Below are 23,047 nucleotides of genomic sequence, written 5' to 3'. Positions count from 1 at the left end.
GCCTGATCACGAATCTTTAAAGGAGGTTCACTTTATGAAAAATGTACACTGTATGACATACCGCAGCGGAAGTAAGGAAGAAATGCTGCCAGGCTTCTCCCCTGATTTTCCATATATCGCATCCTGCAATGAACTGGACCATTATATGGGTGGATTTGTCCCGTGGCACTGGCACAAAGAAGTGGAACTGTTCTATATGGAAAGCGGCGTCCTGGAGTATGACACGCCAAAGGGACATTTCGTATTTCCTGCCGGTACGGGCGGAATGGTTAACTCCAACGTCCTGCACATGACGAGACCTCAGGAGGGTATAAAAAACACAACTCAGATCCTGCATATTTTTGATACCTCATTCATCAGCGGAAGGCAGGGCAGCCGGATTGAGCAGAAATACATCGCTCCCCTGATCCTGGCACCGCAGATAGAGCTCATCGCTTTATTTCCAGATACCCCCGGACAGACCAATCTGCTGAAACTTCTGCATGATTCTTTCCGGTTATCCGACGAAGACTTTGCCTATGAAATAAAACTTCAATCCGTATTATCAGAAATCTGGTATGGCCTGTTCGCCCTTGCGGAGCCGCTTATAGAAACACAGGGGCATTACGACAAAGCCAATGACAAGATAAAGCTGATGATGGCATATATTCATGAACATTATGCAGATAAGATCTCGGTTTCCGATATTGCCTCAGCATCATTTGTCAGCACGCGGGAATGCTACCGGATCTTTCACGACTGCCTCCACGAAACGCCCGTAGAATATCTGAAAAGCTACCGTATCCGGACAGCCTGCCAGATGCTCTCGGACAGCCAGGTTCCCATCACACACATCGGGCAGGCATGCGGACTGGGCAGCAGCAGCTATTTTGGAAAGACATTCCGGGAATACACCGGATTTACGCCGCTCCAATATCGCCGGAAATGGCAGGATAATGATATAATTAGGCAGTAATAATATATTTTACGAAAGAATATTGCACTATAATGACATTAACAAAGATACCCCGGCAACAGAAACAATAAAAAATGACCCCCGGTATGGAGGCCGTTCTTATGTGAATGGAGGTTATAGTGTGATAAAGCTAAATATCGTGAATATGAATCAATTTCTGAATCTCGTCAATAACAGCACCGGCCCGGTACATCTCCTGTCCCCTGATGGCCGCAAAGAACTGTTGAACCATCAGTACACTCTCCAGCGCGAACTGCGCCAGAAACACCTCGAGGCAAAACGCAGTCTCCGCCTTACACTGGAGCTTCCAAATCCCAAAGACTACATGACCATCGTTCTCTTTTCCATCGGAGACTGCTGATGCAGTCTCCTCCAACTCCGGTTCAAGAGGCGTCCCCCATGAGCCCGGACACTACAACGTTCCCCTTTGCATATTTTTCCGCAGCCGCTGCCAGCTCACGCACTTCCTTCTCCTCCATTAGCCGGCAGTGCCCATACTCCCAGTCCTGTCCGATCTTTACATATTTCTCTTTACACACGTTATTGAAAGCGCATAATTCCCACCGCTCAATCACATCGGCCAGTTCTTTTTGAATAAACCAACCGATCTCCTCAATATTTTCTTTCACCGCCGTTGCGCCCGGTATCAAAGGAGTCCTGATCCATAACCTGGTATCTTTCTGTTTTCTGATTTTATCAGCTACGAATCTCAGATTGTCCAGTATTATTTTATTGCTCACCCCGGTATACTCCTGATGTAATTTCTCATCCATAAATTTGATATCATAAAGAAATGTATCCACATAGGGATATATTTTTTCATATATCTCTCTTTTCCCAAAACCAGACGTATCCAAAGCGGTATCCACGCCCTGCATCTTCAGCGCCTCCAAAAATTCGTACAGAAACTTGTGCTGTAGTACTGGTTCCCCACCGGATACCGTCACTCCTCCCGAAAAGTCATCAAAAAACATACTGTCTTTACATGCTTCCTTTACAAGACCGGATGTGTCCCAGTATCTGCCCACCACACTCATCGCTTTTGAGGGGCACTGATCAGCACATGTGAAACAATCTCTGCAGATTTTTCTGTTTATGCGGATCCCGTCTTCCCCCGGTGAGAGTGCTTTGGCCTGGCAATGTGTGATACAGCTCATGCAGCCAATACATTTCTTTGCATCCCACTCCAGTTCTCTGTCAGGATTCATACTTTCAGGGTTCTGGCACCATCTGCAGTGCAGGGGGCATCCCTTTAAAAATACAGTGGTACGCATACCTGGTCCATCGTGTGTCGTTCCTCTGTGAATGTCAAAAACCAAACCCTTTTCCATATTTCATCCCCGCTAGACACTTGTATAATTTACTCTGTTTACAAATTCTTTTCTGAACTCATGATCCATGACTACAAAATGAGCGCTGTATCCGGTAACCTTTACGACGATATCAGCATATTCCGGATTTTCAATATCATCCACTGCCTTCTTTAATTTTTCCAGATCGATCACATTAAAGTTGATCTGGATCCCGCCCTTCTTCATATATGCTTTCGAGAAGTTTTCGATATATGCCCCTTTATTCTCTTTCCCATCAAAGAACTTCGGCTGCAGCTCGATCTGAAGTGAGCCACCCTGGTATTCCCTGAAAGGTACTTTCAGCAGCGATTTTGCCGTGGCAGTGATTCCTTCGTGATTTCTGCCATGCATCGGATTGCAGCCGTGTGCAATCGGTTCCTCTGCGAATCTGCCGTCCGGCGTTGCGCCCAGTATGCGACCTGCGTAGGTATGACCCATATACTGAAATAAGGATGCCCGGAAATGGAAACCCTTCAGGTTGCGCTGTCCTTCCAGTGTATCGTGTATATTTTCCGCTACCCTTACATACATTTCATCTACACCGTCCTGATCATTTCCGAATTTTTCCTGATTCAGCATGATCTGACGCATCACTTCATGGTCTTTCCAGTTATTCTGGATGGCATCATTGAGCTGCGCCATGGTATATTTCTTTTCCTCAAATATGATCTTCTTCATGGCATATAAAGAATCTACTACATTCGGAACTCCAAGAACGTTGACCGATGTAAATGCATTGTGGGGTCCTCCGATTGCCGTGACATCCAGCCCTTTCTGAATGGTATCTTTCATGCAGAGAGTCGTAACCATTTCTGGCCATACCCGATCCTGCCATTTATAGACCCTGTTTTTGAACTCTGTAAATGCCTCCGCTGTGCGCTCCACTTCCCGGGTGTACAGATCCCAGAATTCCTCAAAAGTTTCTGTATTCTGCTCTTCTGCCATCTTCATGGCCCTCTGCATCGGCGCGGGCAGAACAAAGGAATTCAGATCGTGGTCGCTGTACTCAGCCCCTGCCGCACAGTACCACTGACAGCCGCTGTAGGACACGTTCCATGCGTCCTCCTCACTGTAGCCGCTGTACAGTTCGGAATCACGCATGACATCATAGTTCACCAGTGTAGGGACACCGCAGCCATGACGTGTCACCACATCACATGCATAGCTGTAATACTCCTGATCCATATCTTCATGCCACATCACACCCAGATGATTATAGCCGCCTATCATATCATAGGCCTCAAGACCGATCCAGCTGATTTCGTTGGTGGCATCTCTGCCGTCCCTGTCTCTTCCGCCGAATGAGAAGTAATTCCCGCCATATTTGAGATACAGTTCCGCCAGGATATCCCTGGCCAGTTCTCTTGTTATAATACCATTCCCCAGATCCTTTTTATAGAAATCTATCAGAAGCTGGTCAAGTCTTCCATATCCGTTTCCATGTCCGTTAATTCTCTCTACTACCTGGAATAACTGAATCCACTGCACGGCCTGCTCAAAGCTTTCAGGGGCTCCTTTTGCCAGCTGTTCCATATTGGCTGCGATTTTCTGGTAGCGCGCCTTCTGCTCCGGGTCGTTCTCCGCTTTGGCAAGTTCCATTGCCCTGTCAGAATGCCGCATAGTGTAGCGTATAATTGCCTTTACGACCTGTTCCTGGGCTTCCAGATAGGCCGATCTCTTTTTATTTCCATACCGCTGCCATTTTTCTTTACTCTCCGTCACATCCTTCAGTAAGCCAACCCAGCCCTTCCCCAGACCAATGCTCAGATCCGGGCAGGTATGCGCAAGGCTGGTTCCCCCTGCCCCCATCTGGCGCAGGTCAAAACCCAGCTCAACTACTTCATCCGGATACACAAAATTCCTTGCTTCGTCCAGCTGCCAGTGGAATTCTCCCACAATCGTCTCATTCGGATAGACTTCAGCAGGACTGTGATCCAGGAAGAATGCATAGTCACGGGCCCAATTTGTGGCTGAATACTCAAAGCCCTTTACTCTGGATGGCATCTCGTCCAGATACGGAAAGCTGGTTCCCACATCTACGCGGCAGTTGTGGTCGCCCAGGTTGATTCTCTCGTCATCCGAAAGGGCCAGTTCCCCTGTTGCCGGCGAAAATCCAGCGCTGTGGCCGGACCAGTGGTAAACAAGAAATTCTGCATTATCTACATATACATTTCTCTTTCCACTCTTTGATAAACCGGTACTTCTCTCCCATAATTTTTGAATTCTATCACTCTTCTTGAACTTTGATTTTGTCATTTTGCTTCCTCCATTCATGATCTATTGTTGTGACCAATTTTATCAGAATACAAAAAAGCCACAACTTCCATGTGTGACCTAATAGTGGCTCATTGTGTGTTTTTTTGGGGGAGGCCGCCTGCCAGGTGTTTGGGGAGACGGGGGCCCGGTTCGGCGTCTGTACGGGAGCTGCCTATGGGGTTGGATTTTCGCTTTAGCTCTTTATCCTTCAAATCCTTTCTGTATTTGCAGGATCTCCTCACGGCATTTTTTTACAGCTGCGGCACAATGCTCGATATCCTCAGCATCTAATTCTATGCTGTCTTCACCTGGATATCTTGCTGAAAAATAAAATCCATCGATAATTCTCATCTCTGCTTTGGCTTCTTTTGAAAATTCTATTTCCATATGGTTCTTTAAATATTTCATCAGCCGATTCAGACTATGTGTTCTCAAAGTTATATTTCGCTCTTCATTCTCAGAAATATTCTCTGGGTGGTAGTATTCACAAATCAGATGTTTCATATATTTTTCGCAGATCCCTTGTGCGATTACCCCCATCATGTTGGCTATAGTCCCATTTTCATATGACTCAATAAAATATTTATAATCATTTTCAGCAAAATCAAAATAATTTTCTAAGGCCATATTAAAATCCCTTCCTTCCTGATATTTTCATAAAAAGGCATAGTGTTGACTTTCCATTCTTTTCCTACCACAATTTTAAGGTCTGTTTCCGGATCTTTTACATCATCTGTCATCACTTCAGCCTTCAATATACGCAGTTCTATTTTAAGTTCTGATTGATTATACTTTTCTTCATCCAACTCAAGCAGCAAATCCACATCGCTGTTCCAGGTTTCCCGGCCTCTCGCACAGCTCCCATATAGATACACTGCATTAACATATGGTGCTATTGACGATGCACGAATCTGCTCCAAAGCATATTCCAGTGCCTTTTGATGTCTTTGTGATTTAATTATCTTATTACAGCAAGGACGGAAATTTACAGGCATAATAATCTACCTCCTTTAATATGGCAATATTATAGCACGAAATTTAGATATATCATACATTATTCTGCGGCTTAGCCGCAGACCCGCCCGCAGGGCATGAGTTACGGGGTGCCCTTTGGGTATACATTATTCTGCAGCTTTATTGCAGACCCGGCCGCAAGGACAAGGGCATGAGCTGCAGTCTGCCCTTTGGGTATACTATACTTCAGTTTCCCTTTACCGAATCTCAATAGCAAGCATCGTGATATCATCGAACTGGGGAGCTTCGCCTACAAATTGATCGATGTCCTGTTTTACACGCGTGAGCGTTTCGCCCGGGGTGCTGCCGGCATCCTGGTTCAGTGCCTCCACCATGCGGTCTGCTCCGTACAGCTCATCATCAGCATTTGTCGCCTCCGGCACGCCGTCCGTGTATACATATAACTGATCGCCCTTTTCAAGGATAATTTCATATTCCTTATATCTTGAGCCTTCCATGCCCGCCAGTACAAATCCGTGCCGGTCTTTTATCAGTTCAAAATCCGCGCCGCCCCTTCTTAATACCGGATACTCATGGCCGGCGTTTGCACAGGTAAGTTTTCCGGTAGAAATCTCCAGAATTCCAAGCCAGACCGTCACAAACATCTCCGCATCATTGTTTTCACAGAGCTGCTCATTCACCTTCTCCAGAACCTCATGCGGAGAGAGACCGGTCTGTGTGCAGTTCTTCAGCAGGGTTTTCGCAATGACCATAAACAGAGCTGCAGGCACTCCCTTCCCTGATACATCAGCGATCACCATGGCAAGGTGGTCTTCATCTACCAGGAAGAAATCATAGAAATCGCCGCCCACCTCTTTGGCCGGTTCCATGGTCGCATAAATGTCAAACTCTTCCCGCCCCGGAAAGGCAGGAAAGATGCACGGCAGCATGGATGCCTGTATATTTTTTGCCACATCCAGTTCCGCCCCGATCCGCTGCTTTTCTGCTGTAACGGCATTCAGCTCTGTCATATAATTTTCCAGAGACAGAATCATATCCGAAAAATTGACGGCCAGGCTGCCGATCTCATCCTGCGCGTATCTGGTCTGCGCTATCTTCGCGGCGACCTCGGGATTCTTTGTCCTGCTGTATTGCATGACATCCTGATCCAGATTGACAATTTTTAATACAATCGTCTTTCTCAAAAAGACCAGGATTACCGTGAGCAGCGCCGCAAAAAACAGACAGGACCAGAGCGCCGTCGGGAGCGTGGACTCCCTGATCTCAGCATCGACCTGGGATACATCAATATTGGCTCCCAGAAGTCCTGCAACTTCACCATTGATCACGACCGGGCACCAGAGGCGGTATGTACGTCCGTATTCCGTATTGCTCAGCTCGCACTCGATATCCGCCTTATCCCCGCTGTTCCAGAGTTTCCATATCACTGGGTTTGACTTGGAAAGCGGTTCGTCATAGTGATCCACATCCCCGGAATATCGGTACATAATTCCGTCACGTTCCCCGTCCCGGGGCTTGCCGTCTGCAATGTACACGATATCATTTTCTGAGCTGACACGGACAAAATACATATATTTTAAACCATAATTATCCAGCACGTAATCATAGTATTGGATCCATTTTTCGGTTATCCGCTCCATCTGCTGCTTTTGCTGCACAGCACTCATCTTTGAAAAATTCTGTGCAAGGGAGTTTTCTGTCTGATACCCCGAATCGCCGGAGTTGTCCTCGTCATAACGTATATCCAGTTCTTTGGCATTTTCCTCGCAGTATTCTGCCCACAGCAGAGTATCTTCTCCCGCTTCCTCCATGGTGTGGGCCGCCAGATCCAGTATGCTTTTAATATAATTCTGCTTCTCCTCCAGCACATAATTTTTACTGAGCAGTGTGGCACAAAAATAATTCATGACAACTGCCAGGATAATGATCGTCGTAAATAGTGCTGCAAACTTTGCCAACATCCCTTTTTTTTTCATAGCGAGCCCCTTTCTGTATTGACTGGTACATCGTTTCATAATTAACCGTCTGTTTAACAGATCCTATTTTACGATGTACTAGATAATTTTATAGTATACGATCCCATTGCAGCGGCAGCGTCCGCCGCACTCGCTGCATATATAATTCTCATCCTCATACCACGGCATGTTCAATTTTACGCCCCGCTGAAACCGGAGATCCACAAACATTTTCTCGGCGGGTACTCCCCCGTTATACTCCCACAATGTCGTAAATACAGCGCCATATCCCTGTTTTTCTACTTCTTTCATACATTCTTCCAGAATTTTTTTTGCAATTCCTTCCCCCTGATACCTTGCATACGTACAGGCGCACTTGCAGATCAATGCCGGTTTCCCTCCGCACATACCAAGGATTGTTTCCCGATCCATCTTTATGTGTTCCTCAATCTCCGCGGCCGTGGCCGGTATGAAAAGAATGGCGCCCATAAGCGCTTCTCCTTCTACTGCCATCTTAAAAGGTGTTCCGCCCGCTATGTATCTTTCGATTCTTCCCCGGGACATATAGTTTTTTCCAAACGATGTCTCAAATAATTCTTTCAGTTGTCCGCTGTACTCTTTCTTTGCATCAATTATTTTCATTTTTCTTCGCTCCCAATTTTTTTACCAATGGTTCTGTTATTCCGTATATACCCAGGCCGACCGCCGTCATCCCCGCAAGAACTCCGCATCCTCCAAACCAGGCGATACATCCGGGTGCAATCAGCTGTCCGGCTCGGCTCGTCATTGTAAAAAGGATATTAGCCTCGGAGTCCTGATAGGTTCTGCTGCCCTTCGTCAGAACAAATCCCTCTGATATCAGGACCAGACCGAAACTGTCGCACAGCCCCAGCGCCAGTGCCACTATCGCGAGAAGCACGGGACTCCCCGTAACTGCATATAAAAATATCATTCCGCCGTACAGGGCACAGTAGCAGATGGTGCCTTTCACAGGTGACATCAGCTTTAATGCGGTTCTGGTCATGGCCGGTGAAGCATAGCCTGCCAGCAGACAGTTAAAAAGGATCAGCGCCGATACGACGGTATGGGTAAATCCATAGCCGCTCCCCACCAGAGGAAGCACATAATCCAGAAAAACCGCTCCCGCATACACTGGAAGCACCAGACAGACCAGATAGCGCAGTGCCAGTGGATTTTTTAATACCGCTGTCATTCCGGCCGAAGATGTTTTCCTCTCAGCCTCCAGCTGGAAATCAATTTTTTTCAATATAGGGAATACGACAAGTAAAATCACTGCCGCAATCAAAAACACGTACTGATAGTCTAAATGGTCACAGAGCATACCGCCCATAACCGATCCCAGACAGATTCCGCCGAAACCGCCTCCGCTGACATAGGACAGCGCCTTTGTCCGCTCCTCCGTCTTCTGGAAACTGAATGCGTAATTCTTAACCCCAATTAAAAGCAGCCCTTCACAGAATCCAAGAATCGCTCTGGCTGCGGAAAACAGGTAAAGATTTCCTGATATGCCACATACAAGCAGTCCCCCGGCAGCGGCTGCCGCGACAGCCATCAGATACCGGCGCATATTTCCCGACCGGACAGACATCCGCCGGGATAAAAGGATCCCGATCAGGGAACCTGCCATAGCAGTTGTGGCAGGGATACTCGTCAACATATCAGCGCTCTTTTGTGACAGTTCAAGAGCCAGCTGGTTTGATACCGTTGCATTGACCGCTTTTCCAATACTGATACAGGCATAGAGCAAAAAGACCGCCAGCCGTACCATCCCATGGCTCCATTCCGGGGCCGCCCGGTCCCGCCCTTCCTTTCTTGCCCCCAGAAGGAGCTGATACTCTGTCACAATCAGAATCGAAATGACAGACAGCAGAATTGTATTCAGCAGATACTGAATAAATATGGTCCGCATATATTTTGAAGAAATGGTGTACCGCAGATGCCCGTCCTCGAAATGCACCTCCTTGAACTCCGGTATATGCTCCGAATAGAGGCTTAAATATCCCTCCACGTCCACCAGCTCTTCATAAGGAATCCCTTCCTTTTCCAGCTTATGGATATCCGCCATCGCGGATTTCTCCACGCCTTCTGCCAGCATATCATGGCTCATCCGGTATTCTTTCCAGCAGGAATTCCCCACATAGATTCCCAGCAGAATAATCCATACCACGACTACAGCCGATAAAGCCAGTCCTCCGTTTTTCCCCCTGCGCCCCACAGAAAACCATACAGCTGTAATGATTCCTGCAGCCGCCAGCAGTCCCAGAACCGTGACGAATCCAAGCTTGGCTGAAAAGCCCGCCAGTTTTTGATTGATGGTTTCCATGCCGGTCTCGGCGATCAGCTTGGAATCCCCTGTCAGGGAAAATGCCGTATACAGTTTATTTTGGCTTACCTTCTGTTCATCATTATCCAGGTATTCTATCTTTTCAGGCAGTACGCCGTCACTGGTTGAATAGAGCAGCCCCGCCTTCTCTTCTGTTACATATAAGTTTTCAATATAATCTGCATTTTCTACCGTTTCCTCAAGAAGTTCCTGCACCCCATAATAATTTTCCACTGTTTTGCCAAAAGACACCCCGTAGTGCACCTTCTGTATCGTGTCTGTTACGTTGGCACGCATCAGATTTTCATAGGTATCCAGAAGATTCGTGCGGTACATTAATATTCCAAAAGTTACCGATAAAACGGAGACAAAAAATAGAAGTACCAGCGTGAAATAATACAGCCTGTTTTTACGGTTTATCATTGACCGGCCTCCCCCAGATCTCCCGGATATATGGCATCGGCTATCAGATACGTGCTCATCGGGATTTCTGCATTTAGTAATTTTGCAGTGTCATAGTTAAATACAATCTTAGGCGTTATCTCGTATACCTGATTCAGCTTACCGATGGGAGTTCCCGCCGCATAATCCATGATGGTTTTTCCGGCAAAGACGCCCTCTTCCACCGGATCCGACATTGTAATATGCACCAGGGCCCCGTATTTTACCTGGCTCTCCTGAGTTTCTGCCACGGTTATGCCCCCGGCCTTATGTACGTCTTCCAGTAGCCACGGCAGTTTTTCATCTTCGATCTTGCCGGTTGTAATGTAAAGTACATCGATATCAGGAATCAGTTCTGCGTAAGCCGCCTTCAGTTCCCCGTAATATCTCTGATAGTCCGTTTCATCTTCAGGTTCACTGACATGAAGCGTATGGATGCGAAACCCATACTCCTTGCTTCTCTCCTCCAGCTGCCGTATGCCGGAATAACTGTAGGCGGCCGCACTGTCCTCATAGACAACGCCGATATCCTGAAAATGAAACAGCCTGTATGCCATATCAATCTGGCGCCCGGTTCTTTTCGAATCGATATGTACAAACGCGTGACTGTTAAGCCGCTCTGTTTCTCCGGGGGCGATACCAGCCGTAACTGGGTCGGCCGATCCGAAAACCATATAATCGTACGAGATCGCATCACTGTTTTTTGTGATCCACTCTCCCGCCGCCGTCCCAAAGACAAGAAGCAAATCCAGATCCCGCCGTTCCAGCAAAGCCGCCTGATCTGCTTCGCTCATCCGGGTTATATCATAAACGGCGCTGTCCACAAACTCCATTCCTTCTTTGCTGTCTGCACTGCAGATGTCCGACCACACCGCCTCTGTATCCTCCCCGTCTCCAGAATAACCTTTCAGCCAGCCCTCTTTCGCCAGCGTATCTGCCGCCGAATCCAGCTGCTCTGTATAGAAATAGTATTCCTCACTCTCCAGGCAGCCAATTCTCACTGTCTCCCTGATCTGCACCAGCGGTTCTTTCTCTTTTGTTTCTTCATTTTGGGAAGAACATCCGGCAGGCAGTATTGTCATTGCTGCCAGCAATATCCACGCTATCCATTGCTTCTTTCTCTTTTCAGCCATTTTTTATCCCTCGTATTCTCAGCAAATCTGCTGTTCACCCCGGTCTGTTATACTGCCTTCAGAATCAGGTTTTTACCTTTTGGGGAAATCCTGTTTATTTTCCTGCAGAAATAGAAAAGGCATCCTGGTTTCAGATGCCCTGCCTTCCTATTTAGATATGCCGTCGGTGTCCTTCATCAGCTTCTTATTTTCATACATCCGTACGTCCGCCTCCGATACCAGCGATTCCAGATTCTCTGCAGAAGTACTCCATGCACTGCCGATCGCCACACTGCAGGGGATATCATTTCCCGATTCCTGTTGTCTCAGTTTTTCCTGAATCCGCTTCCTCAGAGACTCCAGATCTTCCTTCGTACAGTCCGGAAGGATAATAATAAACTCATCTCCACCGACCCGGTAGCACCTGCCCGCTTCCCCTGTTGCCGTATATATGGTATCAGCCAGCCTGCAGAGCAGCTTATCTCCCTCTGAGTGAAAATACTTGTCATTGACATCTTTCAGGTTATTCAAATCCAGGAACAGAGTGCCCGCACAATTGATATCCAGAAACCGTTCTTTCAGATCACAGATATACCGGTTTCTGTTGTAAAGGCCTGTAAGCCGGTCGTGAAAAGACTCGTACTCCAGCATCTGCTGAAGCTCACCGCTTTCCCTTGCCAGCTTCCTCATTTCTCCCAGTTCCTTCACGGCTTCACTTCCAAGCCCCATCATATCCCCAATCATATTAATATTTCCAACCCGGTACCAGATACCATCTGCTTCCACAAGGCAGTTTTTGATTTTGTACCAGTGTTTCGTTCTGGCATCATAATAATCCCAGATATAGACGTTATTATTAGTGCTGCTTATCTTTTTCAGATCCGGACAGTATCTGCAGGGCCCGGTCCTTCCCGCAAATGCCTGATAGCACGGTTTCCCTTCCAGTCTCCCGCTGCCTTCATCCACATAGAAAAAGCTGTTAGTATAGCAGATTCTTTTGCTTTCTTCTTCAATGATGTAAAACCCTTCTGCACATTGCAGCATTGCCTCTAAAAATACTTCCGTCAATTGCATACAGCACCTCTTAACCGTTCTTCCTGCCTTACTCAATCGTCAGGATATCTGTAAAACCAGTGACCTCAAAAACCTCCATTATCGTATCGTTGACATATCTCACTGCCATGCTTCCCTGCCTGTTCATCTTCTTCTGTGCGCCCAGAATAACACGCAGCCCTGCCGAGGAGAGATATACCAATTCCTCCATATCCAGTATCAGCTTTTCAACACCATCCAGGCTTTCTTTGATCTCTGTTTCCAGTTCCGGTGCCGTTGTCGTGTCCAGTCTGCCCTCCAGCGCTAATATCAATGTTGATCCTTCTTCTGTTTTATTGATTGTCATAGATCCATCCTCCTGATTCATTTCGCTCTGCGTTTATTATGATTCTGTATCTAAGGGACTGCATTCGTCCCATACCTGCGGTTAAAATTTCTTTTTGATAGTCAGTATGTTGCTTCCGTCTTTGTACTGATAGGAAATATTATCCATGCTTTTTTTCACCATAAAGATACCCAGCCCCCCAATTTCCCGTTCATCCGCCGATAAGCCAATGTCAGGGTCATCCTTTTTCAGTGGGTCATAGGGTATCCCGTTATCTGCAAAGCTGATCGATACCTGCAGCGGATCTTCCTCCACATCCACGCAGATACTTGCAGGCCCGGTGGACGGATGGTAGGCATAGTGCGCGATATTTACAAAAATCTCCTCGATTGCAATATCGATCTGCATCTGAGCCTTCATCGGACATTCATATTTCTCCAGATATTGATTCACAAAATCCAATACCTTATCCAAATTTTCTAGAGTGGCCTGTAAATTCAGTTCTGCCATATCCCCACCTCCGTTTTTCTTGAATAAGCAGATCATATTCTCGTCAGCTCTGCTTTTTCCAGTATGTATTCAAAATATGCATCCCGAATTGCCTTTGCGTTCCTCTGTCTGATCGGAATCTGCGCTCCGGATTCCATAACAAAATCTTTATCTGCCCTCTTTACATAATTCATGTTCACAATAAAACTCTGATGACACCGCAGGAATCCATGTCCCTCCAGCTTCTCCTCCACCTGGTCCATCTTCATATACACCCGGTATTGCTCTTTGTTTGCAAGACTTATGATCAGAAGATTTCTTCTGCTCTCGATGGATTCAATTTCCTCCAGGCTGATCCTTATTCCGCGTTTCCCAACTTTGAAGAAAAGTGCCTTCTTCAGAAAATCGCACTGCTCCTGTAAAAATGATTCTATCAGCAGCAGAGCTTTCTCTGCCTGCACCGGCTTCAGCAAATATCCGTAAGCCCGCACCTCATAGCTTTCCAGTGCAAACTTGGGTGTTGCCGCCATAAATACAATCGCAGCCTTCTTATCCATCTGCCGCACTTTCCTGGCGGTCTCCATCCCCGGCATTCCCGGCAGGCACATTCCCAGAAAGATAAGGCTGAAGGTGTCTATTCCCTCTTTATAGTCAGCTGTCAGCATCTCTCCGCTGGAGTATTCTGTTATACAGTACTCATATGGATATATATTGAAATATTGTTTTAATAGTCTGGAAATCACATCCCGATCTTCCGCTCTGCCGTCACATACCGCAATCTGAAGCACGTTATCCCCTCCAGCCCCACTATTTTTCCATCTGTTATGCGATGTTAAATTGAATTGTATTATCCGTAATTTTCATTATAAATTATGAGGATAAAACTACAATCCTGTGAGATCTTTGTTGTACTTTGTTGTGATTTAATACAACTTATTCTAAGAATATATACGTACTGTCCGCTTATTTGTCTCAGGAAACATGCAGTGCGGCATCTACATCCCCTGTCTGCAGTACAATCTGCAGTACAAACTCCCCTCTTTCTCCATAATAATTACAGTAGCCATCGTATTTTTTTACAACTCTTCGTATGCTTTTTATGCCCAGCCCGTGCCCTGCCTCCTGCTTATGCGACAACAGTTCGCCATTCCTGATCTGCAGCGGATTCTTATAACTGTTTTTGATACAAAGAAGTAATTTATCTTTTTCATATCGCATTCTGAGCTCTATGTATTTTCTCTCCTCCACAGCCTCACAGGCTTCCAGAGCATTTTCCAGGGCATTGCCCAGGAGAACACTGAGGTCCATCGTATTGCCCGGAACCCCCTCCGGAAGGTCAATCTGACAGGTAAATTCAATATGTTTCTCCTCCGCTTTTCCGGCATAATAGCCAACGATTACATTTGCCGTATGGTTTTCACAATAATTCTGCACTGCTCCCGTAAGCTTTTGGAAATTCAGATCATCGAGATAAGATAGAATTTTTTCATACTGTCCGCATCGGCAATATTCAGAAATCATGCGGAAATGATGCGACAGGTCATGCCTGATCAGACTTGCCTGCTCCAGATTATCCCGCATAGTTCTGTAGTACTCTTCCCCCTGTCTGAGACGCATCTGTGCAATTTTCAATTCGTTATAATGCTGCTGGGCCTCTGCCTTTTTCTCATATTCCTTTCTGGAATTATAAATGATATAGATAACCAGTACTGCACAGGCGGACAAACTGATTAGCAGACCCCAGACAAGAACTGCTGCTTCCATATCTTCCTCCTCTGCTACAATCCCGTCTGTATGATATACTGATAGTACTTTTCCTTCAGCTCTTTTAATTCTGATCTCCGGATGGGAATCTCAGTCCCATCTGACATGTGAAAGACTTTATCTGCCTTGTGAACTTCAGACAAATTGATGATAAAGCTCTGATGACAGCGGATAAAACTTTTTCCCGTCACCTCCTTTTCCACATCTCCCAGCTTTGCATGAATCCGGTGTTCACTTCCATCTTTTAAGTGGATATAGACATATGGGTTCATGCTTTCCATATAGATAATCTCGCCGTAGGATATCCGCTCCCGGACGTTCCTGTTTTTGATCAGAAGCGTCTGCTTTCTGTCGCAATGGAAATACCGGACAAAATCATCCAGCAGGCTGATCATCGCCTCTTTTTGTACCGGTTTCACCAGATATCCATATGCGTGGACCGCATATCCTGACATGGCAAATTCCTCGGTTCCGGTCGTCAGTACGATACTTACCTTTTTATCATACAATCTCAGCTTTTTTGCAACATCAATCCCCTGAGACTTTTTCATAAATACATCCAGAAAAATGATGTCGAAAAAATGCACGGACTTATCCGCATAATCATCCAGGAGGATCACGCCATCCTCGTATTCGGTCGTCTTTATTTCTTCATTTCTTTTCTTAAAATAACTCTCCAAAATGCACTTTATGGCATTTCTGTCTTCCCTGCTGTCGTCACAAATTGCAATCTGAATCATTTTGTTTTCCCCTTTTAACAATTTTTCCCTTACAGGACGTTTCCTTTTACATTACCATCAAAAAACATCCCCTGGGGAATCCGGGATATTTGACATTTTTTTCAGGATATTTATCAAACCGCCTTTCCTTGCCTCTGTTCTCTATTTTCTCGTCTTTACCTGATTCAGGACATGGCGGCATACACTGTTTTCCAGCATAATTTCATTAGATTTCCGGAAATCCGCATAGCGGCAGTACCAGCATTCTTTTACATCACAGGTGCTGTCAGCGTCTGCTTCAAAATATGGGCAAACATAGTCAGGTAATATAATCGGATGCCCGTCAGCTGTAATTCCAATCATTCCATCTACCTTTTTCACTGCCATCCCTATCCCCCTCTATATAACGTCCTCATACCGTATACCCTGCTGCTGCAGATATGTAAGCATCTTTTTCAATGCACGTTCGTGTGTGGTCCGTATTGTGCTGCTGTTCTTATCCAGCTTCGACGCAATTTCTTCAAAACTGTATCCTTCAAAATACCGAAGAAAAATAATCGGCTTTTCTTTTTCATTCAGGATACTCATCAGCGCCTCAACATCACCATTTTCTTCTTCTGTATAAGCACGGTAGGCATCTTCAAATGACAGAGAACACTGAACGGTATCTGTATAATCGTCAATATCGGATTCCGCCCTTAATTTTCTGTAATAATCAATTACTACGTGTCTGGCAATGGTAAAAATCCAGGTTGAAAAAGTTGCTTTCTGCTCATTGAACGTCCCTATATGCTCCACTACTTTCATAAAAACGCTGCTCACAAGGTCATCTGCGACAGCGTGATTATTGATCTGATAATATACATAATTATAAATCTTCGGAAAATACTCTTCATAAACATGAATCAATTCCGTTTCCGTATCAAAACCCCTGTCCATTCAGAATCTCCTTTCTCTCCCGTAAATACCTTCTCCGTATTTTAGCAAAAAAAAAGAACAGAATTTCCGGTTTGCGGTTTCTGCTCTTTTTTTACTGGAATTTGTATCCATTTGACTTCTTCTCTTTTTCCCATTCTTCCAAAGCTGCCTGCTCTCCCTGGCTGATCCCTGCCGCTGCAATCTGCTCCTCATATTCCTCGGGAATCTCTCTTTGCATTTTCCTTCGGTAAGCCAGCAGGTCTTTTAGCAGTGTATCCCGGATTTTGCTGTCTTTTGAATAATCTTTCCGTTTCCATTGTTCAATCATAGTCTGCTCCTTAACGACATTCGGATGTGCCAATGTCTCCATTGGCACATCCAGGTCTTAAGTAATTAATCGTTTCTTGCATCACATAAATGCCATCCGTCTTCTGTCATCATATGTCTGCATGCCCCGCATGTACTGCCGACAGCAAGAATTTTTCTGTTATAGAAGTTTGAACCTGGCTCATAGCATGGACATCCTTTTGCGGAAGTAATTCCTGTTGTGATTCTGTGTCCGTTGTAAGTACCTGATCCACCGTCTACACTTTCCAGTTCCATTTCTGTTAACTCTACTGCTTTCTTTTCTTCTGACATTCTTATTTCCTCCTTTGATATGAAATAGCTTGTTGCTATTTGTTTGTTGTAATTATATATACGGCCGCTGTTTCGTATTGTCTCATTTTTTAAGAAAATCTTTTTATTCCCCTGAGGAATGAGCCAAAGTGGAGGCCTGTCTGTCCCTGGCGGCTGCCGCAAGAGTCAATCACTGCGGCCGCCACGAGGCTTCTGGCTGCGGCTTACAGCATCTGTCTTTTTACCAGCTGGGCAAAGAGCCCGTCCTTTTCAACCAGTTCTTTAAAGGTTCCGTCTTCCGCAATCCTCCCGTTTTCCAGGAAGATGATTCTGTCACACTGCTTAATGGTCGATAATCTGTGGGCAATAACAATCCTGGTACTGCGCAGGCTGTTCAGAGATTCTGACACCTGCTTCTGGGTAATGTTATCCAGTGCAGACGTCGCCTCATCAAACATAATAATCTTAGGTTTCGGCGCTATGGCCCTGGCAATCATCAGCCTTTGCTTCTGCCCGCCGGATATACCTCCGCTTCCTTCAGATATAATCGTGTGCATATTCATTGGCATTCGCTCGATGTCCCCCGCGATCCCCGCCATTCTCGCAGCTTCCCAGGCTTCTTCCAGGGTGAGCCACGGCGCAGACACTACAATATTAGAATAAATATCTCCGGAAAACAGGGAGCTGTTCTGCATAACCACCCCGATATTCCTGCGCACCGACTTTACATCCAGAGAGCTCAGATCCTTCCCATCATAGTAGACCGCGCCCGTCTGCGGCTTTTCAAAGCCCAGCAGGATTCTCATCAGTGTGGATTTACCGCAGCCCGTTTTACCTACGATTGCCACATATTGATTCGGGCGGATCTTCAGAGAGAGATTATCCAATATCTTAGGCCCATCCGGTGAATACTGGAAGGAGATGTTGCTAAGCTCAATCGAACCATTTAACTTCGTAACCACTTTCTTATTTTCCTCGATCTCCGGCAGGGTGTGCAGGATCGGCTCTACCATTTCCATCACCGGCTTAATATCCGATATCACATTCGTAATGCTGGCAAGCCCCATAACCGCAGTACTCACCATGCCATAAGACGCTGTAAAGGCAACATAGTCTGCCGCAGACACATGATTGACCGCAGCAACATAATATAAAACCAACAGATTTCCGAATGTAAAAATAACATTGAATACCGGCGCTATTTTTAAAATCAGCGGCGGATTATACTCCAGATCCGCACTCTCCCTGTATTTTTTTGCCCAGCGCCCAAACATACGCTTTTCCGAGCCGGACAGTTTGATCTTCTGTATGCCCGAAAACAGAGAAAATACCATACCGTTTAACTTTGCCTCTGCCCCCAGTCTCCGCCGTGAGTAGCCGAGCTGCAGAATACTGCTGACCAGTGTATACAGCAGATTCACCAGCAGGATTACAATGGCCGCAATTGCCAGCGGTTTTGAATACCCGATAATCTGTATCACATAGACGATTGAGAACACTGCCGTAAGCCCTGTGTTCATAATCGTGTCCTGCAGAATCTTGGAAAGCTTCTCCATGCTTTCCAGACGCTTCGAAAGCTCACCCGAGGAATATGTTTTAAAAAAACCTGCCGGCAGCAAAAGAACTCTTGCCATAGTCGCGCTCTTTACAGACACGCTCAGTTTTTTTTCGATCTTTGTATCCAGTATTGAATTACACATATTGAACAGGTTACTTGCCACAAGTGATGTAATTAGCAGGATCGTCATCGGAAGTACATAAAAACTGACTCCCGTGGGAATGACACTGGAAAATATCATCTGAGTCGCATAGGGAGTAACAAGACCAATCAGGCTGACTGCCATAGTCAATACCGCCAGATATATGTAATCCCCTATACTTAAACTTCTGGCCATGAAAAAGATGAGATCTTTGATTGTAAGTTTCTTCAATGGAAGAGGCCTGTAAAAACAAAAGGCATCTATGTCAAATTCCTCTGCCGTCCTTTTTGTAACCCGCACCTTTTTCTGTTTTTCCCTGTCATAATAACTATATCCGCTTGTGTGGCTGGGTAATAGTGCAACTACCGTCCCGTCCTTCTTTGCCGCCAAAAGAGGATTGATGGAATCTCTGTACCAGGTATCAGAAAGCTCCACACGGCGCCTCATAATCCCTGTAGGCCTCAGCATATATTCCAGCTGGTCATTCAGCCCTTTGACATCACCGGGCACTTCCACAATTTTTACACGCATATATTTCAGAATTTCTTCGATCGCATTCTGCGACGCCTCAATATCGTCCTCCATCTTCTGCTTTCCCGCAGAAGGCATGACAACAGAGGAAAGGTTCTGGAAGGCGTTCTCGAACAATTCCGTGTCTTTCTTTTTTCTTTCTTCCAGCTGTTCACCAAACCAACTCATATAGCCCCTCCCTATTCTGTTGTAATCAGCTGTGTATAGAGTCCCTCATTCTTCATCAGTTCTTCATGAGTTCCCCGCTCCACAACCTCGCCGTAATTCATAACAACAATTTCATCGCAGTCCCGTATCGTAGACAGACGGTGGGCCACGATAATACAGGTAATCCCCCGCTCTTTGATGGCATTGATCACTTCATATTCTGTCTTTGCATCCAGCGCACTGGTGGCCTCATCCAGAATCACGATACTGGGATCCTGGGCAAGTACACGCGCAATTTCCAGTCGCTGTCTCTGCCCGCCCGAGAAGTTCTTTCCGCCTTCCGAGAGTTTACAGCCGTAACCGTCCCTCAGCATAATCTCCTCATGCATACTGGCATCTTTAGCCGCCATAATCATTTCAAAGTCTTCTATGGATTCGTCCCACATCTTAATATTGTTACGGATCGAATCCTCAAACATAATAATATCCTGATCCACAACCGCCACAGAGCTGGTAAATACCATATGGTTTGTCTTATCCATCGGCTTCCCGTCGAATTCAATGGTGCCGGACCATGGCTTATACAGCCCGGAAATCAGCTTCGTCATGGTAGATTTTCCGCACCCGGAAGCACCAACAAATGCAATTTTGGAACCAGGCTTAATATGAATGCTGAAATCGCTGATCAGCGGTTTTGATCTGGTACTGTAGCCAAATGTTACATTTTTAAGTCTGATATCCCCTGAGAGCTTCTTCGCCTCTGTCAGCTCTTCATCCTCTTCTTTGCTGTAATCAATATCCGGAGGATAATCCATGACATCTTCCACGCGCTCCATCGATGCCTTCATCTGTTGTATGGTGGTCCCCACATTGGTCAGGGCCAGCGCCGGAGAAATAAACTGCGCGATAAATCCCTGAAATGCCATCAGCATACCAACTGTAAAATCTCCCTGTATAATCAGCAGCGCACCAATCAGAAGTACGGATGCATTGGCCAGTGTGGAGAGAAACTGGGGAATGGTATTCATATAAAGGGATGTCTTAAGAATCCGGTTATTCTCCACGGATTCCCTTGCGATAAACCCGGACCAGCGTTCAAAAAATCCATTTTCCGCTCCCGCCGCCTTGATCGTCTCGATCATCTCAATCCCGGAAGTCGTTGTGCTTTCTACTTTTCCGCGTTCACGCATAGCCACACGGCTGATATTCATCACTTTATTGGAAATATATCCGGCCGAGAAAAGGTTGATTAAAACGGTGACCAGTCCAACTGCCGTAAGAATCACGCTGTACCGCAGCATAATAACAAGATACAGCACCAGCGTAATCAGATCCAGACCGGTGGGTGCAAGCTCTCCAACCAGTGTGTTTGTAATCGACTGGTTCAGTCCCTGCCGGTTCACCAGATCCCCCGCATTTCTCTGAGAAAAGAAATTCATGGGAAGCCTGAGTACATGCCACATAAACTCTGAATTGGCCACGATCGCAAACTTTCCCTGTATCTTCCGCATATAGACTGCCTGCAGCAGATTCACCACGATACTGAACAGAACAACGGCAGCCATGATTCCGATAAACGGCATCAGCCAGTCCGACTGCCCCTTGCCCAGTATGCTGTCCATAAAAACTTTTGAAAACAGCGGCTGTACAATCCCCACTACTGTCACAAGGACCGTCGTGATAAACACAAAAATAATGGCCGACTTAGTCCCTGCCAGCCTTTTCTTTGCGAAACCAAGTATACTTCTTTTTTCCCCGCCTGCCTCAAAACTTTCATTCTTCTCAAAGGCAACCACGATACCGGTAAATGCCCGGTCAAATTCTTTCATCGGCACGGTGACACGCCCCCGGGCTGGATCGTTGATCACCGCTCCTTTTACACTAAATCCGCATAATACTACAAAATGATTGAAATTCCAGTGGATAATCGCAGGCACGTGAATGTCCTTCACCATATCGATTTCATAGCGGTATGCTTTGGCCGTGAGCCCGTACTCTGCCGCTGCCGCCTTCAGGCTCTTAACGCTTGTCCCATCTCTGGAAACACCGCAGGCCAGCCTCATCTTATCCAGAGGCACCCATCTTCCGTGGTAAGCCAGTATCATCGCAAGGGAAGCAGCACCGCATTCCAGAGCTTCCATCTGCATAACTACCGGAACTTTAACTGGTTTTGACATGCTTTTCCCTCCTAGTCTCCTAAAATCAGTTCGATCGGCTTCTGATTCTTTGTGATTGCCAGTGCCGAACAGGTGGCTCCGTCCTTCACCTCAATAGCCTGCCCTTTTTCGCCGGACCACAGGATACCGCTCGCCGAACTGCTGTCCTCGTCCATGGCTATCACTACCAGCATTCCCACATCCCCGGGCATAAGATAATCGGCCAGCTGCTCATTATGCACCAAGTCCAAAACTTCTTCTTTTCCAGCTGGATATTGTCCTACAGATTCGATCTTTCCCTTCATATACCCATATGTATCCCTGTCCACCGCATCGGGTGACACCTGCACCTGCATGCCCGCTTCCAGCTTTGCCGCCGTTTCCACCGAAACCACCGCTGCCACCCGGTCGCACGGCCCACTCCCGTCCGAGGAATAAAAAGCCCCCGTTAGACTCTCCGTCTGGGGAATGTTTCCCAGAAATCCCCAGACACAGCCGCCGATGAGCAGTAAGCCCAAAGCCAGCAGCATCAAAATAACACTCGGATTTATTACCTTGATATAGTCATTCATTTTTTCCGGAGAAGAAATCCGCTCCAGATTAGACTTCCTGAAAATCTCGTTTTTTTCCATCCCTGCCTCCTGTTCCAACACATACTCGTCCTGGTTTATTAAAATATATACGTTGTAACACAATGAATTGTCTCAAAATTTATGGAAATTTATTTCGGAGAGGGACGCCTGTCGGTGGAGGGAGGAAGGACGGTACGGGGGAAACTTCCGGGAACCTTTTTTGCTGGCGGTCCGTTTGCCAAGTCTCACTAGATAAAAACCACAGCGGATGGAAAGGCACCACCGGCATTCACCGCGCAATTCTGATGAATTGCACGGCTCAGGCCGGCTTAAACTCTGCTTCGGAAGCAGAGTTTAGCCTTTCCATCCGCTGTGGTTTTTATCAAGTGAGACTACGGCGCTCTCTATGCCTGCAAAAAAGGTTCCCGGAAGTTTCCCCCGCACCGTCCTTCCTCCCTCCACCGACAGGCTGGGTTCATCCGGCGGATATATTAAATTCATGGGGGGATTTTGTCGGGGGCAGCGGATTGCACTGGCAAACTGGATCGAGTAGTCCCCATTACATAGTGATATTAGCTGCTATGCTGGTCTCAATTCAGTTCTGTTCCATCACTTCTCCTGGTGGTCATTCCACGAAGCAGATAACAATCTATCTCTCCCTTTGA

At 46.3% G+C, this 23,047-nt stretch carries 23 protein-coding genes; 2 read left to right on the top strand and 21 right to left on the bottom strand.

Annotated elements, in window-relative coordinates:
• Positions 1 to 34: 34 nt before the first annotated feature.
• Both HMPREF0240_RS15695 and HMPREF0240_RS24030 read left to right on the top strand, forming a co-directional pair.
• Positions 35 to 955 (top strand): AraC family transcriptional regulator, encoded by a 921-nt coding sequence (locus HMPREF0240_RS15695; protein ID WP_009004392.1) that lies wholly within the window; start codon positions 35 to 37, stop codon positions 953 to 955.
• Between the two features lie 121 nt (positions 956 to 1,076).
• Complete coding sequence (locus HMPREF0240_RS24030; protein ID WP_083806272.1) at positions 1,077 to 1,316, top strand: ribonuclease HII; 240 nt, start codon at positions 1,077 to 1,079, stop codon at positions 1,314 to 1,316.
• 22 nt (positions 1,317 to 1,338) lie between these two features.
• Here the strand turns inward: HMPREF0240_RS24030 and HMPREF0240_RS15685 are convergent, their stop codons facing one another.
• From HMPREF0240_RS15685 to HMPREF0240_RS15585, 21 genes are all read right to left on the bottom strand, one after another.
• Positions 1,339 to 2,286 (bottom strand): glycyl-radical enzyme activating protein, encoded by a 948-nt coding sequence (locus HMPREF0240_RS15685; RefSeq protein ID WP_009004390.1) that lies wholly within the window; start codon positions 2,284 to 2,286, stop codon positions 1,339 to 1,341.
• A 12-nt stretch (positions 2,287 to 2,298) separates the two neighbouring features.
• Positions 2,299 to 4,563, bottom strand: coding sequence for a pyruvate formate lyase family protein (locus HMPREF0240_RS15680; RefSeq protein WP_035313762.1), 2,265 nt, complete (start codon positions 4,561 to 4,563; stop codon positions 2,299 to 2,301).
• 201 nt (positions 4,564 to 4,764) lie between these two features.
• The gene (locus tag HMPREF0240_RS15675) at positions 4,765 to 5,190 is read right to left on the bottom strand and encodes a HEPN domain-containing protein (protein WP_009004388.1); all 426 of its coding nucleotides are present in this window, start codon (positions 5,188 to 5,190) and stop codon (positions 4,765 to 4,767) included.
• A complete protein-coding gene (locus tag HMPREF0240_RS15670) occupies positions 5,181 to 5,558 on the bottom strand; it encodes a nucleotidyltransferase domain-containing protein (protein ID WP_009004387.1) in 378 nt (125 codons plus the stop codon). Before HMPREF0240_RS15670 ends, HMPREF0240_RS15675 begins: the two co-directional genes overlap by 10 nt.
• A gap of 216 nt (positions 5,559 to 5,774) precedes the next feature.
• A complete protein-coding gene (locus tag HMPREF0240_RS15665; RefSeq protein WP_009004386.1) occupies positions 5,775 to 7,514 on the bottom strand; it encodes a PP2C family protein-serine/threonine phosphatase in 1,740 nt (579 codons plus the stop codon).
• 78 nt (positions 7,515 to 7,592) lie between these two features.
• The gene (locus tag HMPREF0240_RS15660; RefSeq protein WP_009004385.1) at positions 7,593 to 8,135 is read right to left on the bottom strand and encodes a hypothetical protein; all 543 of its coding nucleotides are present in this window, start codon (positions 8,133 to 8,135) and stop codon (positions 7,593 to 7,595) included.
• Positions 8,122 to 10,260: an MFS transporter gene (locus HMPREF0240_RS15655; RefSeq protein ID WP_009004384.1), complete on the bottom strand. Its 2,139-nt coding sequence runs from the start codon at positions 10,258 to 10,260 to the stop codon at positions 8,122 to 8,124. Before HMPREF0240_RS15655 ends, HMPREF0240_RS15660 begins: the two co-directional genes overlap by 14 nt.
• Positions 10,257 to 11,411, bottom strand: a complete 1,155-nt coding sequence (locus tag HMPREF0240_RS15650) for a hypothetical protein (RefSeq protein WP_009004383.1) — start codon at positions 11,409 to 11,411, stop codon at positions 10,257 to 10,259. The genes HMPREF0240_RS15655 and HMPREF0240_RS15650 overlap by 4 nt, the downstream gene beginning before the upstream one ends.
• Positions 11,412 to 11,558: 147 nt before the next feature.
• Positions 11,559 to 12,464 carry a GGDEF domain-containing protein gene (locus tag HMPREF0240_RS23535; RefSeq protein ID WP_009004382.1) on the bottom strand — a complete coding sequence of 302 codons (906 nt, stop codon included), beginning with the start codon at positions 12,462 to 12,464 and terminating at the stop codon, positions 11,559 to 11,561.
• Between the two features lie 28 nt (positions 12,465 to 12,492).
• Entirely contained in the window at positions 12,493 to 12,789 is a 297-nt protein-coding gene (locus HMPREF0240_RS15640) for an STAS domain-containing protein (RefSeq protein WP_035313759.1), read from the bottom strand.
• An 81-nt stretch (positions 12,790 to 12,870) separates the two neighbouring features.
• On the bottom strand, positions 12,871 to 13,278 hold the full coding sequence (locus HMPREF0240_RS15635; RefSeq protein WP_009004380.1) for an ATP-binding protein: 408 nt from the start codon (positions 13,276 to 13,278) through the stop codon (positions 12,871 to 12,873).
• Positions 13,279 to 13,310: 32 nt separating this feature from the next.
• Positions 13,311 to 14,045, bottom strand: coding sequence for a LytTR family DNA-binding domain-containing protein (locus tag HMPREF0240_RS15630; RefSeq protein ID WP_009004379.1), 735 nt, complete (start codon positions 14,043 to 14,045; stop codon positions 13,311 to 13,313).
• 184 nt (positions 14,046 to 14,229) lie between these two features.
• The gene (locus HMPREF0240_RS15625; RefSeq protein WP_009004378.1) at positions 14,230 to 15,021 is read right to left on the bottom strand and encodes an ATP-binding protein; all 792 of its coding nucleotides are present in this window, start codon (positions 15,019 to 15,021) and stop codon (positions 14,230 to 14,232) included.
• Positions 15,022 to 15,035: 14 nt separating this feature from the next.
• Entirely contained in the window at positions 15,036 to 15,761 is a 726-nt protein-coding gene (locus HMPREF0240_RS15620; protein WP_009004377.1) for a LytTR family DNA-binding domain-containing protein, read from the bottom strand.
• A 141-nt stretch (positions 15,762 to 15,902) separates the two neighbouring features.
• Entirely contained in the window at positions 15,903 to 16,127 is a 225-nt protein-coding gene (locus tag HMPREF0240_RS15615) for a hypothetical protein (RefSeq protein ID WP_009004376.1), read from the bottom strand.
• Positions 16,128 to 16,139: 12 nt separating this feature from the next.
• Positions 16,140 to 16,679 carry an RNA polymerase sigma factor gene (locus HMPREF0240_RS15610; RefSeq protein WP_009004375.1) on the bottom strand — a complete coding sequence of 180 codons (540 nt, stop codon included), beginning with the start codon at positions 16,677 to 16,679 and terminating at the stop codon, positions 16,140 to 16,142.
• 91 nt (positions 16,680 to 16,770) lie between these two features.
• Positions 16,771 to 17,028, bottom strand: coding sequence for a hypothetical protein (locus HMPREF0240_RS15605; protein WP_035313757.1), 258 nt, complete (start codon positions 17,026 to 17,028; stop codon positions 16,771 to 16,773).
• A gap of 23 nt (positions 17,029 to 17,051) precedes the next feature.
• Positions 17,052 to 17,297, bottom strand: a complete 246-nt coding sequence (locus HMPREF0240_RS15600) for a hypothetical protein (RefSeq protein ID WP_009004373.1) — start codon at positions 17,295 to 17,297, stop codon at positions 17,052 to 17,054.
• A gap of 203 nt (positions 17,298 to 17,500) precedes the next feature.
• On the bottom strand, positions 17,501 to 19,675 hold the full coding sequence (locus HMPREF0240_RS15595) for an NHLP bacteriocin export ABC transporter permease/ATPase subunit (protein WP_009004372.1): 2,175 nt from the start codon (positions 19,673 to 19,675) through the stop codon (positions 17,501 to 17,503).
• 11 nt (positions 19,676 to 19,686) lie between these two features.
• A complete protein-coding gene (locus tag HMPREF0240_RS15590) occupies positions 19,687 to 21,831 on the bottom strand; it encodes an NHLP family bacteriocin export ABC transporter peptidase/permease/ATPase subunit (RefSeq protein WP_009004371.1) in 2,145 nt (714 codons plus the stop codon).
• 11 nt (positions 21,832 to 21,842) lie between these two features.
• Positions 21,843 to 22,442, bottom strand: a complete 600-nt coding sequence (locus HMPREF0240_RS15585; protein WP_035313755.1) for a hypothetical protein — start codon at positions 22,440 to 22,442, stop codon at positions 21,843 to 21,845.
• Positions 22,443 to 23,047: the final 605 nt, after the last annotated feature.

Source organism: Clostridium sp. D5, from assembly GCF_000190355.1.
GTDB lineage: Bacteria > Bacillota > Clostridia > Lachnospirales > Lachnospiraceae > Faecalicatena > Faecalicatena fissicatena_A.
Note: the sequence above shows the minus strand (reverse complement) of the source record. Positions and strands in the feature narration are given on the sequence as shown.